Raw genomic sequence first — 12,678 nt, 5'->3', positions numbered from 1 at the left:
GATGAAAGAGATAAGGAACTATATTTTACTGTTTATTTTTATGATGGTACTTCAAAATAATTGGGGACAACAAACAGCTTTGTATCCAGAGTATAATTATAATCCGTTTATTATAAACTCTGCCTATACGGGAATGTCTGATGGAGCAGAAATTACACTTAGTAATTATGGCTATATAAATAGTATTGAAGGAAGCCCCAGAACATTGTCATTAAGCTTTCATACTCCGATTGCAAGAAAAAAAATGGGGATAGGTGGGGCTATTGTACGAGATAAAATAGGGGTAAGTACTTATACAAATGCGTATGCTTCATATTCATATAAAATATTTTTTGATACGGAGATTGATAGACCTTATTGGCAACATTATAACGAACATGTAATATCGTTTGGACTAACAGCAGGAGTTCAACAGTTTCATGAAAATCTGTTAGAGCTAGGAATTACTGATGATATAGAGTTTTCAGAAAACATGAATGTAACGGTACCAACTGTAGGTATTGGATTTTTATACAATCATGCAGATTTTTATGCAGGAGTTTCACTGCCAAATCTTTTAGGAGATAAATTAGCATCAAGAGATGATTTAGATATATCAAATCCTGTTTATGGTTATTTCGGATATCGTTTTTTTACCAATCGATTTGAGGAAGTAATGATTAAACCTAGTGTTTTTTTGAAATATGAAGGGGGAGCACCTATGCAGATTGACGCAAATGTTGCTGTTAACTATAAAAACAAATTTGAAATCGGTACGGGCTATAGAAGTAGTTCCTCAATTAATTTTTTAGCAGGTATTTATGCTCTAAAAAACTTAAAGTTTGTGTACTTCTACAATGCAGCATTTAGTGATTCTGTGTTAGGAAACAGTCATGGGGTTATCCTTTCGTATGTTTTTGAGAAAAAGCGCAGGTATTAAAAAGGAATGTTGGAATTACCTAAAGCTCCAATTTTTATAATTAGCAGAAGCCTCTAGTTGGTTTTCAATAGTATCAGGTAATTCAGGGAAGAAATCAATACCTGTCTTTTGTTCTAATTCATCGATAGAAACTACAAAGTCAGATAGAGGTTTATTACTTTCCTTATGGGGAAGTAAAAAGGCAATGGCTTTAATTTCAGGTTGAGTATAATCTAGTAAAACCTTATAAAAATAATTAGGAACACTTACTTTTTCCTTTCCTATAGTTTTCAAATTAGGTTCTAAAACACCACCAGTAACAACATACAAGTGATTATATTTTTTAGCCCAATAACGAGTTTTTTGCTCTAGTTTATTCCAAATACCAGCATTAAACTCATGGTTTTGAGGAGAAATGTTTGAAGTGTAAAAAGTTTCATCATGAGCACTTTTAGAGGCACGTCTATCACCAGCAGGACATAAATGTCCTTTGTCATAACCAGATCTTTTATAATTCCTCCAATCTGCAGATTTTGTCTTCACCTTGGGGTCTACAATAAAAAATGGACGCTTACGATTGGTATAAGCAATATCACTTTTATCTAAAGGATAAGCAACCCATTCAGCTTGCTCGTGTTTTTCGCTATATGATAACTGGTAGCCATTATGTTTTATAATGACTCCAGTTGTTGAGGTAGGAAAGTAATTGAAGTTATTAGTTTTATTACTGGCTGTTTCTGTTGTAGGTTCAGAAAAGTTCTTAGCTTCTTCTTTTTGTTGTAACCAATAACCTACAAGTAAAGCAACAATGGTAATAACAACCTTTATTTTCCTTGAAGTACTCATTTAATTACTTAAAACGATTTCTTTAAAGTCTTCAGTTTTTTCAACTTCGTTAAAAATCTCTTGAAATTTAACAGGAGGTACTGTTAATTTACGCTTAACCAAGTCTAACCAAGCACCATAAACAGTGATAATTGCAGAAAGTTTACCTGCTTGATTAAAAACTTCATGTTGAATTTTCCAACGTTCACCTTTTCCGGATAAACCAGTAACTTTTAAGTTTACAGTTATGTCTTCTCCCATGTGTATTTCACGTAAAAACTTGGTGTTTTCTTCAAATAAAATAGGACCAACTTTTTCCTTAGTAAAATCTTGAACAGTTACATTATGCTCTTTAAAAAAACGTAAACGTAATTCAGCAGCGTAATCATTGTATGCGGTATGGCGCATGTGTATGTTGGCATCAAAATCTGCCCATCTTGTTTTAAACTCAACACTAAAACTCATATCAAAAAAATTTAAGAAAGCGAATTTACAAATTTTAAGCTTTCACATCTAAAGCATCACGAAGTGTATTTCCAATTAACATAAATGCCATTACTAAACTCATAATTGCTAATCCTGGAATCAATGCTAAAAATGGTTTGCCCAAAATGATATAATTATAATGATTTTTAATCATAGCACCCCAAGAGGGAGTAGGAGGTTGGGCTCCAATACCTAAAAAACTCAGTCCGCTTTCAATTAAAATAGCAGCTGCAAAATTTGCGGCGGAAATTACAATTATAGGAGCTAAAATATTAGGTAAAATATGTTTGAAAATAATTCTAAAATCAGAAAAACCTAAAGCTTTGGCAGCTTCCACATATTGCTGCTGTTTAGTAGTGATTACTTGACCCCGAACTACACGAGCAACCTCTACCCACATAGTTAAACCCACTGCAATAAAAACTTGCCAAAAACCTTTACCCAAAGCCAAAGTAATAGCGATTACTAATAAAAGTGTTGGAATGGACCAAGTGATATTGATAACCCACATAATAAAATCATCAATTTTTCCACCAAAATAGCCAGCAATAGCGCCAATAGGAATTCCTATTAAAAGCGAAATAAACACAGCTATAAATCCAATAAAAAATGAAATTCTAGCACCAATCAACAACCTGCTTAATAAATCACGACCATATTTATCAGTTCCTAAATAAAATGTTTTTTGTTGAATGTATTGTTTATAGGAAACAGGAAGTTCTTTGGGTAAACCATCGGAATATTTAATAATCTCTAATTGATTGTTTTTAACAGAAAATGATTTTATAGGTATTTCTGTTGCTGAATGTTGTTTTCCCATCATAAAAACAGAAAACCACGATTGTTGATTTTTTACTTCTGAAGGAATGCTTAATAGTTGCACAGAAAAACCAGGAGGTTTCGAGTGAATTTCTAAATGCATTTGATTAGCAGAGTTGCTGTTGTCTGGAGCTAAAACATAGCAAAAAACAGCAATAAATCCACATAAAATAATATACCCAAAACTAAACATACCTGTTTTACTACGTTTAAATTTTTGGATGGCTATTTGCCATAAAGATGTACCTGTATTATTATTCACTCTTTTGTATTTCTTTCAAGTTATTGATATCAATACTTGATGGATTTTGAAAAACTTCCAAATCAAAATATTTTACAGAAGCTAAAATATGATCAAAAATGTTCGCCATAACACGTTCGTAATCTACCCAATTTTTTTCTCTACTAAAGGCATAAATTTCTAGTGGAATTCCGTTAGGAGTTGGCTCTAACTGACGAGACATTAACAACATATCTTGATTTATTTTTGGATGATTTTCAATGTATTTATCCAAGTAAATTCTAAAAGACCCAAAATTGGTTAAGTTTCTACCGTTTAATATTACAGATTTGTCAATATTGTTTTCTTCGTTGTATTTTTTTACTTCCTTGCTACTTTTTTCAATATAGTCAGAAATTAACTCAATCTTTTTAAAGCGCTCAATATCTTCATCGGTAAGAAAGTGAATGCTATTTATTTTAATTAAAATTGATCGTTTTATACGTCTACCACCTGAAGTATTCATTGTTCTCCAGTTCTTAAAAGAATCGGATGTTAAATAATACGTAGGAATGCTAGATATTGTATTATCAAAATTTCTAATAATTACAGAGGTAAGGTTAATTTCAACTACATCACCATCAGCGCCATATTTTTCCATGGTAATCCAATCTCCAATTCTAACAGTATCATTTACTGCTACTTGAATGCTTGATACAAAACCAAGAATGGTATCCTTAAAAATTAATAATAATACTGCTGAAAAAGCACCTAATGCAGTTAAGAATCTAATTAAAGGTTTTCCAGTTAATACAGAAAAAGATGATATAGCAGCAATAAGCCACATGATTACCATGAAAATTTGCACATAGCTCTCTAAGGGTTTGTCTTTGAAAGCATTTGTGGTACGAAGAAAATCTTTAACACTTAGTAGAATACTACGTATAAACCAAATAATAGCAAAAATAATGGCAATAGTAGCAATACGTTCAGCGTAGGTAAACAGGTTAGGGAAATCGACTAAAATATCTTTTAAAAAATTAAAAACAATAGTAAGAATAACAATTCTTGAAAGGTTTAAAAAGGTTTTGTTTTTAATAAGCATATCATCAAAACTAGTTGATGTTTTTGCTGCCATTTTATTAACTGTTCTTTTTCCAACGTATCTAAAAACTTTGAATAAGATATAACCTAAAATTCCAAACACAATAAGATTTGCAAATAAATTTAGGTATGTAGCTAATGTTTCTGAAAGTGAAAGCTGTTCTTTAAAAATTTTATAAAAAAACTTGTTTAACATAAAGTAATATTCGTTTAAAATTTGCTGATTTCTTCACCTATTTGTAAGTCAAATTTTTTTCTAAACCAATATATAACAACATACAAAACAGGAGTGTCAAGAGCTGCTATAATGACTTTAAATAAAAAACCGCTAAGTAAAAGGCTACCAAAAATACTCCAAGGAAGTATTTTAAAAGAACTCAATAAAAATAATACGGTAAAAGTATCTATAAATTGTGACAAAAAGGTAGAAAAATTATTGCGAAGCCATAAATGTTTTCCTTTAGTTAATTTTTTCCAAAAATGAAAAATTCGAATGTCTATAAACTGAGCAGCTAAGTAAGCTAGCATAGAAGCTAGTACAGCAAAAGGAGAAAGCCCAAAAACTTTGGTAAAAGTTTCGTCGCCAATGGGAGAGTTATTAATTGCAGGAGCATAATCAGCTACTAAAATAATTAACATAGAAAAAAAGGAAGCAAAAATTCCTGCTACAACAACTCTGTTGGCCTTTTTCTTACCATAAATTTCAGAAAGAATATCTGTAATTAAAAAAGTAATAGGATATGGAAGTATTCCAACAGATACTTCAAAACGAAATAAATTAAAGGGGTCCCAATAAAAAAACTTCTGAAAAATAAGGTTTGAAGTTACAAGAGAGGCTATAAATAACGAAGCTAAAACTAGGTAAATAAGTTGTGCTTGAGATTTTTGTTGTACAGTCATAAAACGAAGATAGTAATTTTAAAAGTTGTATGTTTGCAAGGTTAAATAAACAACAAAACAAACAAATGAAAGCGTATATTTTTCCAGGTCAAGGAGCACAATTTACAGGAATGGGGTTAGACTTATATGAAAACTCTCCATTAGCTCAAGAACTTTTTGAAAAAGCAAATAATATATTAGGTTTTAGTATTACTGACGTAATGTTTGAAGGTAGTGCTGAAGAATTAAAACAAACCAAAGTAACACAACCAGCTATTTTTTTACACTCAGTAATTTTAGCTAAGGTTTTAGGAGACGATTTTAAACCAGAAATGGTTGCTGGTCACTCTTTAGGAGAATTATCAGCGTTAGTAGCTAATGGTGTATTGTCTTTTGAAGATGGATTAAAATTAGTTTCTAAGCGTGCTTTAGCAATGCAAAAAGCATGTGAAATTCAACCATCTACTATGGCAGCTGTGTTAGGATTAGAAGATGTTGTAGTTGAAGAAGTTTGTGCTTCGATTGATGGAGTTGTGGTAGCAGCAAACTATAATTGTCCAGGACAATTAGTAATCTCTGGAGAAATTGAAGCTGTTGAAAAAGCTTGTGAAGTATTAAAAGAAAAAGGCGCTAAAAGGGCATTACTTTTACCTGTAGGAGGAGCATTTCATTCACCAATGATGGAACCAGCTCGTGAGGAGTTAGCTGCAGCTATTGAAGAAACTACATTTAACGAACCTATGTGTCCAGTATACCAAAATGTGGTAGCGAAAGCAGTAACTAACCCTGCTGAAATTAAAGAAAACTTAATAGCGCAATTAACAGCGCCAGTAAGATGGACACAATGTGTGCAGGCAATGATAGCTGATGGTGGTACTGAGTTTGTTGAAGTTGGTCCTGGTAAAGTATTACAGGGATTAATGCGTAAAATTGATAGAAGTGTAGCTGCTAGTGGTGCTTCTTTAGCATAAATAGTAAAAACAGATAGTATAGAAAATCCCGTTCTTTTGGAACGGGATTTTTGTTTTTTGAAAAAGAAAATTGTTATCTAGCTAAAACACAATCTTCACAATCTTTAACTTCACCATAATAGGTTTCTCTGTATTTGTGTACCGTTTCCAGAGGTATAATATTTAAAAACATTTTTTTAATGTAGGTAACATTAGTATGAAGTTTACCCATTTTTCTTGAAAATCGTTTTTCCAAACGTGTTTCTCTTTTAATTTTAATCAATTTCATTATTCTAGTATCATTTAATTAGAGTACAAAGCTAATAAGCTTAAAGCGTGATGTCAATTAATAATCGTTAAAACATTAAAAATCAACTAATAAATATGTGTTGTTAAATTTAGAGTGTATTATTTTAAGAATATGATAATAGGAAGTAGAAACAATTTACAAATTAGAGGTGTAAAAAGCTGTTTTTTGCTAAAATGAATAAAAAATCACTCAAAAATGATTAAAAACAACCAAAAATGAGTGATTTTTTGTCTTTTTATATAAGAAATCTTAGCTTCTGATATCTAAGGTTTGGGATATTTGTGCTTTTTTTGGAGCTAAAAGAATTAAATAAATTAATAAGATTACTCCTAACAATAAAAAATCAGGTTTTAAAATTAAAATCAAAAAACAAGCACCTTCAATAATAGCCCATCTAGCTATAGAAGCAGACTGATAAATAGCAAGTTTCTCTTCATTACTAGCATCTTTTTGAATGTTTCTCAACATGTTTTTAAAGATGAAGTTACTAGCAACATAAGCTATTGCAGGAATAAATGCATAGAACAAAGATGAGTCATCAATCACCATGTCAAACATGGTCTTGAAATTACCTAAAAATGTAAAAGCAAGAGTAATTCCAGCAATTAAGGCAAGGTGAATAATTTTTAAAGTTTTAATTTTTTGATTCATAAGATTTCAATCCAAGTTATTGAATAAAATCATTCACAGTTTTAGTAATAAACGCTAGCTGCTCTTCATCTAATTCTGTATGCATTGGCAATGAAATAACTTCATCTATTAATTGATTGGTAACAGTGAAGTCATCTTCATTATATCTATCATCTTGATATGCTTTTTGAGCATGTAACGGAACAGGATAATAAATAGCATTTGGAATTCCGTTATCTAATAAATGTTGGTGTAACTCATTACGTTTTCCGTTAGTAATTCTCAATGTATACTGATGGAAAACATGCGTTGTAAAATCGCTAATAGTTGGTGTGATAATATTTGGGTTGTTAGTAAATGCGTTTGAATAATATTCAGCAGCTTTTCTGCGGGCATCACAATAGCTATCTAATAAAGGTAACTTAGCTTTTAATACAGCCGCTTGAATAGAATCTAAACGAGAGTTTACTCCAACTACATCATGGTAGTAGCGTTTGTACATTCCGTGATTAACCATTCCGCGAAGTGTATGTGCTAATTCATCATCATTGGTAAAAATAGCTCCACCATCACCATAGCAACCTAAGTTTTTAGAAGGGAAGAAAGATGTTGTTCCCACATTTCCAATAGTTCCAGCTTTTTTCTTAATTCCGTTAGAAAAAGTATAATCTGCTCCAATAGCTTGAGCATTATCTTCTATTACTAATAAGTTATGTTCTTTAGCAATTTCTAAAATAGCTTCCATATTAGCACATTGTCCGAATAAATGAACAGGAACAATAGCTTTTGTTTTAGGGGTAATTACCTTTTTTAGAGCTTCAATGTCAATATTAAAAGTATCAGGTTCAACATCAACTAAAACAGGAGTTAATTTTAATAAACCTATAACCTCAACAGTTGCAGCAAATGTAAAATCAGCTGTAATCACCTCGTCACCTGGCTCTAAACCTAAGCCCATCATAGCTATTTGTAACGCATCAGTACCGTTAGCACACGGAATTACATGTTTAACGCCTAAATAACTCTCTAAATCAACTTGAAAATCACGAACATAAGGTCCGTTAATATATGCTGAAGAATTTAAAACTTCTTGAATAGAAGCATCAACCGTATCTTTAATTTTTTGATATTGACTTTGTAAGTCAACCATTTGAATTTTTCTCATTTTGACATGATTTTATAAACATCAAAAATACAAACTATCTTTGATTGTTACGAGGTCTTTAGGCAAAATAATATCTATTAATAATTCAAAATTTAATAGATATATTTAAAACAAGAAAGACGAAGTATCGTTATTTTTACCAAAGATTATTAATTAATGAAAGAATCTAAACGTAAAATAGCTTTTAAGGTTTTAGTGGGTTATGCTACCCTAGCGGTTTTAGCGGTTATTTCAGGAATCTTGTTGTTTTCTGAAATAAAAACATACATAGAGATACAAAAACAAGGAGTTTCTGATAGGAATAATATTATACAAACAGGAGGGTTAATTGCTGATATATATGAAAATGAAAATTTAGGGAGAGCCGCCATTCAGTTAAATTCTTATAAACGATATAATGAATATGTTACCGAGAATAAATTATTGTTGAAAAAAATTGACTCACTTAACTTCATAGCAAAAGACGTATCTAAAACATTTATTTTAGACAGTGTTAAGCTGGTTTTAAATAAAAAACGAAAAAACATAACAAGTTTAAGAAGGTTAAACCAAAGGAATGCTTCGGAAAAATCAATAGATGAGGCTATAGACAAGCTAGGGTCTATAGATTCTTTATTAGGCAAAGGTTCAGTAAAAGATCTTGTAGATAATCCAGATGTTTTTAATAAGAAAACAGGATTAAGTTTAGAAAAGTATTTACGCCTGTTTGATAATGAAGAAGAAGGAGAAGAGAAGCCTGTTAATGTTGAAGAACAAAAGAAAATTGACTCATTAGTTTCTGCATCTAAAGAAATACTTCAAAAAGCGCAGAGAGAAACAGTTATTAAACGTAGATTTTTGAGAATAAAAGAGAGAGAATTAATTGAAAATGATATTATAATTTCAAGAAAATTACGAGAGGTTTTAAATGTACTAGAAAAAGATGTTATTGTTAATGCTAACATAGCTCATAAAAAACATGAAGAAACGTTAGAACGTAGTAGAAACATAATTCTATTAGCAGCTGGAGTAGGTTTTGTAATAATTATACTTTTTTCAATAATAATTTTAAATGATTTTTGGAGAAGTCAGCATTACAGGCAAGAACTGGAAAGTGCAAATGCAGTAACCTCGTCACTTTTAAAAAGTAGAGAGCAGTTAATATCTATGGTAAGTCATGATTTAAGAACTCCTTTAAGCACAATTACCGGTTTTAGCGAGTTATTACAAAAATCAATTACTAGTACTAAAGAGAAAAATTATGTGGTGCATATACAAAATGCATCGGTTTACATGGGACAGCTTGTCGGCGATCTTTTAGAGTTTTCTAAATTAGAGAATAGTAAAATAACTATTGAAACTATTCCTTTTGATTTAAAAAGAAATATAGAGGAAGTAGCTAATAGCGCTAAAAGCCTTGTTCAAAATAAACCAATTTCAATAAATGTAAATCATGATGAAAATATAAATTCATTAATTGTTAGTGATCCTTTTAGAATAAAACAAATACTATATAATTTAGTAACTAACGCATGTAAGTTTACAAAAGAAGGTTCAATAACAATAAAAAGTAAGTTAAGAAGCGTAAAAGAAAAAAAATATATAGAGATTAGAGTGATTGATACTGGAGTTGGAATTGGAAAAGATGAACAAGAAAAAGTTTTTAAAGAATTTACGCAAGCACATGAAAAAGAGAATAGGCAAAATGGATTTGGGTTAGGTTTGACCATTTCTAGAAGACTAGCAGAACTTTTGGGAGGATCTTTAACTTTACAAAGTAGTTTAGGAAAAGGCAGTATATTTTCGTTGTTCGTGCCTATTACTTTTGCTGAAGAAAAATTAAATATAAAAGAGATAAGTTCACAAAATAAAAGCCTTAATATTAATGCTATAATAGTTGAGGATGATGCTTCTTTGAGAATACTTTTGAAAAATGTTTTAGAAGAATTAGGAATAGTGGTAACTTCTTTTAGTAATGCGCAAGAGGCACTAAGTAGAATAGATAATATTATCTATGATTTAGTGCTTACAGATATACAACTTCCTAAAATGAATGGTATTCATTTTATGGAAACCTTAAAAAAACACAAATCTTACAAAGGTCAGCCCATTATAGCAATGACAGGGAGAGCAAATTTATCGGAGAATGAATATGTTAAAAATGGTTTTTCAGATGCCATAATAAAACCATTTCACGCTAAAAAATTGGAAGAAATTTTACAGCGATTTTTTGATTTCAAAGCCCAGGAAAAAGATGTGGTTATTAGTAAGATTGACAACGAAATAACAACAAATAGCTTTGATATTACTTCCTTGAAAACATTTTTGAATAATGACGAAGTAGAGATAAAGAAAATATTAAAATCTTTTTTAAAAGATACCGAAGATAACTTATTGCTATTAAAAGAGTTGATTGATAACAATGATGCGAAGGGGGTTAATGACGTTAGTCATAAAATGTTGGGAATGTTTAGGCAATTAAAAGCTACTAGGTTAATAACTTTTTTAGAAGAATTTGAGGTTAGTAAAGAGATAAATAAAACCTCATGGAAAGATTTTGAAAAAGAATTAGAAATCTTTTTAGTAGAAATAAAAAAGTATCTTAACTAATATTATGCTCTTTCAGTTTATTATACAAAGTCTTTCTAGTAATATTTAAAAGCTTTGCAGCTTTAGTTTTGTTGTTTTTAGCCTCATGTAAAGCCCTAATAATAAGTTTTTTTTCATTTTCCTTGGTAGAAAATTCATTAGGGATGCTGTATTGATCTTCAGTGTTTTTTAATTCTTCAGGCAACACTTCTTTTTCTATAATTTCTGTCTGAGATAAAAGTGTAGCTCTTTTGATAACATTAGATAACTCTCGTAAGTTCCCTGGCCAGTTATATTGTTGAAATAAAGTTAGTACTTCATGAGAAAAGCCAACGATTGATTTATTGAGTTGTTTGTTGGCTTTTTCTAAAAAGAAATCGGCATAAAGAATTAAATCGTCTTTTCTATCATTTAGATTAGGGACTTTAATAGAAAACTCATTTAAACGATGGTATAAATCTTCTCTAAAATTACCATTTTCAACAGCTGATAATAAATCTTCATTAGTGGCAGTAATTAAACGAATATCTACCATAATTTCCTTACTGCTTCCCACAGGTTTAATCTTTCTTTCTTGTAAAGCACGTAAAAGTTGTACCTGACTTTCGTAATTTAAATTTCCAACTTCATCTAAAAAAAGAGTACCTCCATTCGCTGCTTCAAAATGCCCTATTTTATCATTTATAGCTCCTGTAAATGATCCTTTTTGATGTCCAAAAAATTCACTTGAGGCAATCTCTTTAGGTATAGCTCCGCAATCCACGGCAATAAAAGGCTTATCTTTACGTAAGCTTTGAGTATGAATTGTACTAGCTACAACTTCTTTACCTGTGCCACTTTCACCTGTAATAAGAACAGACATGTCAGTTGGAGCTACTAAATGGATGTGTTCATAAAGGCTTTTAGAAGCTGCGCTTATACCGGTAACGATATGAGAATTAGAAACTTTTTTATCTTCTTTTTTAGGTTCAGTAATTTGTTCGGTTTTAACTTCCAGAGCATTATTAATTACTTCTAAAACTTCATCAGGATTAAAAGGTTTAGAAATATAATCAAAAGCACCTTGTTTCATAGCTTGAACGGCTGTTGATACTTCAGCATAACTCGTCATTAAAACAACAGGGATGTCGCTATCAGTGTTTTTACTTTGCTTTAATAAATCAATACCATTACCGTCAGGAAGGCGTAAATCAGTAAAAATCAAATTATATGAATTTTCTTTCAATAGAGTAGAGGCATTTTTAATTGTATAACTAACCTCGACAACATATTTGTGTCGTTCTAAAAAATGTTTTAACATGTTAGAAAATGTAACATCGTCTTCTACCAATAAGATATTTTTCATAAAAAAGGTTGCTCTAAATTGTTCAGATAAAAATTCTCTGTAAAAATAAAAAGAGCGTTTTATATGAAAACGCTCTTTTGCTAATAAAATTGAGGAGGGAAATAAAAAAATTACTTTTTAGTATTGTTTACTTCTTTTTCATTTAACAAATTACCTTCTTTATCAATGTAAATAGTCTTCTTGGTGCTTCCTTCACTAACCTCTAGTTTGTACTGCTCTTTTTCATTAATAAAAGCTTTACTTAAGGTAGCCTTAGGGAAACTTTCTTTAATAGAATTAACCAACGCTGCTGGTAATTTATCTAAAGATATTTCTTGGAATCCATCAGCCACAACTGTGTGAATTGGAGTAATAGGTGTAAGAGTGTTGTTTACTGTTGCGTAAGTTGAAACACCTGTTAAAATTGCTACTGCTAAGATTAATTTTTTCATGATATTAAGTTTTTAAGTTATAATTATTAATTGTTGTAATACTACAAG

The 12,678-nt window shown here is 30.6% G+C and carries 13 protein-coding genes; 3 read left to right on the top strand and 10 right to left on the bottom strand.

Translation table 11 applies throughout. The annotated features are described in order from the left end of the window. The first annotated feature begins 1 nt into the window (after nucleotide 1). The gene (locus tag D6200_RS08785; RefSeq protein ID WP_073184208.1) at nucleotides 2–919 is read left to right on the top strand and encodes a PorP/SprF family type IX secretion system membrane protein; all 918 of its coding nucleotides are present in this window, start codon (nucleotides 2–4) and stop codon (nucleotides 917–919) included. Between the two features lie 15 nt (nucleotides 920–934). Here the strand turns inward: D6200_RS08785 and D6200_RS08780 are convergent, their stop codons facing one another. Genes D6200_RS08780 through D6200_RS08760 form a run of 5 tightly spaced genes read right to left on the bottom strand, consistent with a single transcriptional unit; the run spans nucleotide 935 to nucleotide 5,252 of the window. Continuing rightward, entirely contained in the window at nucleotides 935–1,744 is an 810-nt protein-coding gene (locus D6200_RS08780) for a DNA/RNA non-specific endonuclease (protein WP_073184210.1), read from the bottom strand. Continuing rightward, nucleotides 1,745–2,188 (bottom strand): acyl-CoA thioesterase, encoded by a 444-nt coding sequence (locus tag D6200_RS08775; protein ID WP_047790796.1) that lies wholly within the window; start codon nucleotides 2,186–2,188, stop codon nucleotides 1,745–1,747. Nucleotides 2,189–2,222: 34 nt separating this feature from the next. Next, on the bottom strand, nucleotides 2,223–3,290 hold the full coding sequence (locus D6200_RS08770) for an ABC transporter permease (protein ID WP_073184212.1): 1,068 nt from the start codon (nucleotides 3,288–3,290) through the stop codon (nucleotides 2,223–2,225). Then, nucleotides 3,283–4,548, bottom strand: coding sequence for a mechanosensitive ion channel family protein (locus D6200_RS08765; RefSeq protein WP_073184214.1), 1,266 nt, complete (start codon nucleotides 4,546–4,548; stop codon nucleotides 3,283–3,285). The genes D6200_RS08770 and D6200_RS08765 overlap by 8 nt, the downstream gene beginning before the upstream one ends. 14 nt (nucleotides 4,549–4,562) lie before the next feature. After that, nucleotides 4,563–5,252, bottom strand: coding sequence for a queuosine precursor transporter (locus tag D6200_RS08760; protein ID WP_073184216.1), 690 nt, complete (start codon nucleotides 5,250–5,252; stop codon nucleotides 4,563–4,565). A 65-nt stretch (nucleotides 5,253–5,317) separates the two neighbouring features. Between D6200_RS08760 and fabD the strand changes: the two genes are divergently transcribed. Beyond that, complete coding sequence (fabD, locus tag D6200_RS08755) at nucleotides 5,318–6,202, top strand: ACP S-malonyltransferase (protein ID WP_073184424.1); 885 nt, start codon at nucleotides 5,318–5,320, stop codon at nucleotides 6,200–6,202. Between the two features lie 73 nt (nucleotides 6,203–6,275). On the opposite strand, the gene D6200_RS08750 is transcribed toward fabD, so the two are convergent. The 3 genes from D6200_RS08750 to D6200_RS08740 form a co-directional block, all read right to left on the bottom strand. After that, nucleotides 6,276–6,470, bottom strand: a complete 195-nt coding sequence (locus tag D6200_RS08750; protein WP_073184218.1) for a hypothetical protein — start codon at nucleotides 6,468–6,470, stop codon at nucleotides 6,276–6,278. 270 nt (nucleotides 6,471–6,740) lie between these two features. Continuing rightward, the gene (locus D6200_RS08745; protein ID WP_073184231.1) at nucleotides 6,741–7,142 is read right to left on the bottom strand and encodes a hypothetical protein; all 402 of its coding nucleotides are present in this window, start codon (nucleotides 7,140–7,142) and stop codon (nucleotides 6,741–6,743) included. Nucleotides 7,143–7,158: 16 nt separating this feature from the next. Continuing rightward, nucleotides 7,159–8,286 carry a DegT/DnrJ/EryC1/StrS family aminotransferase gene (locus tag D6200_RS08740; protein WP_073184233.1) on the bottom strand — a complete coding sequence of 376 codons (1,128 nt, stop codon included), beginning with the start codon at nucleotides 8,284–8,286 and terminating at the stop codon, nucleotides 7,159–7,161. A gap of 156 nt (nucleotides 8,287–8,442) precedes the next feature. On the opposite strand from D6200_RS08740, the gene D6200_RS08735 reads away from it, so the two are divergent. Continuing rightward, the gene (locus tag D6200_RS08735; RefSeq protein ID WP_073184235.1) at nucleotides 8,443–10,875 is read left to right on the top strand and encodes an ATP-binding protein; all 2,433 of its coding nucleotides are present in this window, start codon (nucleotides 8,443–8,445) and stop codon (nucleotides 10,873–10,875) included. On the opposite strand, the gene D6200_RS08730 is transcribed toward D6200_RS08735, so the two are convergent. Together D6200_RS08730 and D6200_RS08725 are read right to left on the bottom strand one after the other, a co-directional pair. Then, a complete protein-coding gene (locus D6200_RS08730) occupies nucleotides 10,868–12,199 on the bottom strand; it encodes a sigma-54-dependent transcriptional regulator (RefSeq protein WP_073184237.1) in 1,332 nt (443 codons plus the stop codon). The two genes, D6200_RS08735 and D6200_RS08730, sit on opposite strands and share 8 nt — an antisense overlap. Before the next feature lie 110 nt (nucleotides 12,200–12,309). Beyond that, complete coding sequence (locus D6200_RS08725) at nucleotides 12,310–12,630, bottom strand: hypothetical protein (RefSeq protein WP_047790858.1); 321 nt, start codon at nucleotides 12,628–12,630, stop codon at nucleotides 12,310–12,312. Nucleotides 12,631–12,678 lie beyond the last annotated feature (48 nt).

Origin of the sequence: Tenacibaculum mesophilum (assembly GCF_003867075.1) — a bacterium.
Classification (GTDB): Bacteria; Bacteroidota; Bacteroidia; order Flavobacteriales; family Flavobacteriaceae; genus Polaribacter; species Polaribacter mesophilus.
This window is presented reverse-complemented; position numbering and strand designations above follow the sequence as displayed.

Bases quoted from the DNA above. Each gene is read 5' to 3' on its own strand.
- D6200_RS08785 (WP_073184208.1), top strand. From the start codon at position 2: ATGAAAGAGATAAGGAACTATATTTTACTGTTTATTTTTATGATGGTA.
- D6200_RS08780 (WP_073184210.1), bottom strand. From the start codon at position 1,744: ATGAGTACTTCAAGGAAAATAAAGGTTGTTATTACCATTGTTGCTTTA.
- D6200_RS08775 (WP_047790796.1), bottom strand. From the start codon at position 2,188: ATGAGTTTTAGTGTTGAGTTTAAAACAAGATGGGCAGATTTTGATGCC.
- D6200_RS08765 (WP_073184214.1), bottom strand. From the start codon at position 4,548: ATGTTAAACAAGTTTTTTTATAAAATTTTTAAAGAACAGCTTTCACTT.
- D6200_RS08760 (WP_073184216.1), bottom strand. From the start codon at position 5,252: ATGACTGTACAACAAAAATCTCAAGCACAACTTATTTACCTAGTTTTA.
- fabD (WP_073184424.1), top strand. From the start codon at position 5,318: ATGAAAGCGTATATTTTTCCAGGTCAAGGAGCACAATTTACAGGAATG.
- D6200_RS08750 (WP_073184218.1), bottom strand. From the start codon at position 6,470: ATGAAATTGATTAAAATTAAAAGAGAAACACGTTTGGAAAAACGATTT.
- D6200_RS08745 (WP_073184231.1), bottom strand. From the start codon at position 7,142: ATGAATCAAAAAATTAAAACTTTAAAAATTATTCACCTTGCCTTAATT.
- D6200_RS08740 (WP_073184233.1), bottom strand. From the start codon at position 8,286: ATGAGAAAAATTCAAATGGTTGACTTACAAAGTCAATATCAAAAAATT.
- D6200_RS08735 (WP_073184235.1), top strand. From the start codon at position 8,443: ATGAAAGAATCTAAACGTAAAATAGCTTTTAAGGTTTTAGTGGGTTAT.
- D6200_RS08730 (WP_073184237.1), bottom strand. From the start codon at position 12,199: ATGAAAAATATCTTATTGGTAGAAGACGATGTTACATTTTCTAACATG.
- D6200_RS08725 (WP_047790858.1), bottom strand. From the start codon at position 12,630: ATGAAAAAATTAATCTTAGCAGTAGCAATTTTAACAGGTGTTTCAACT.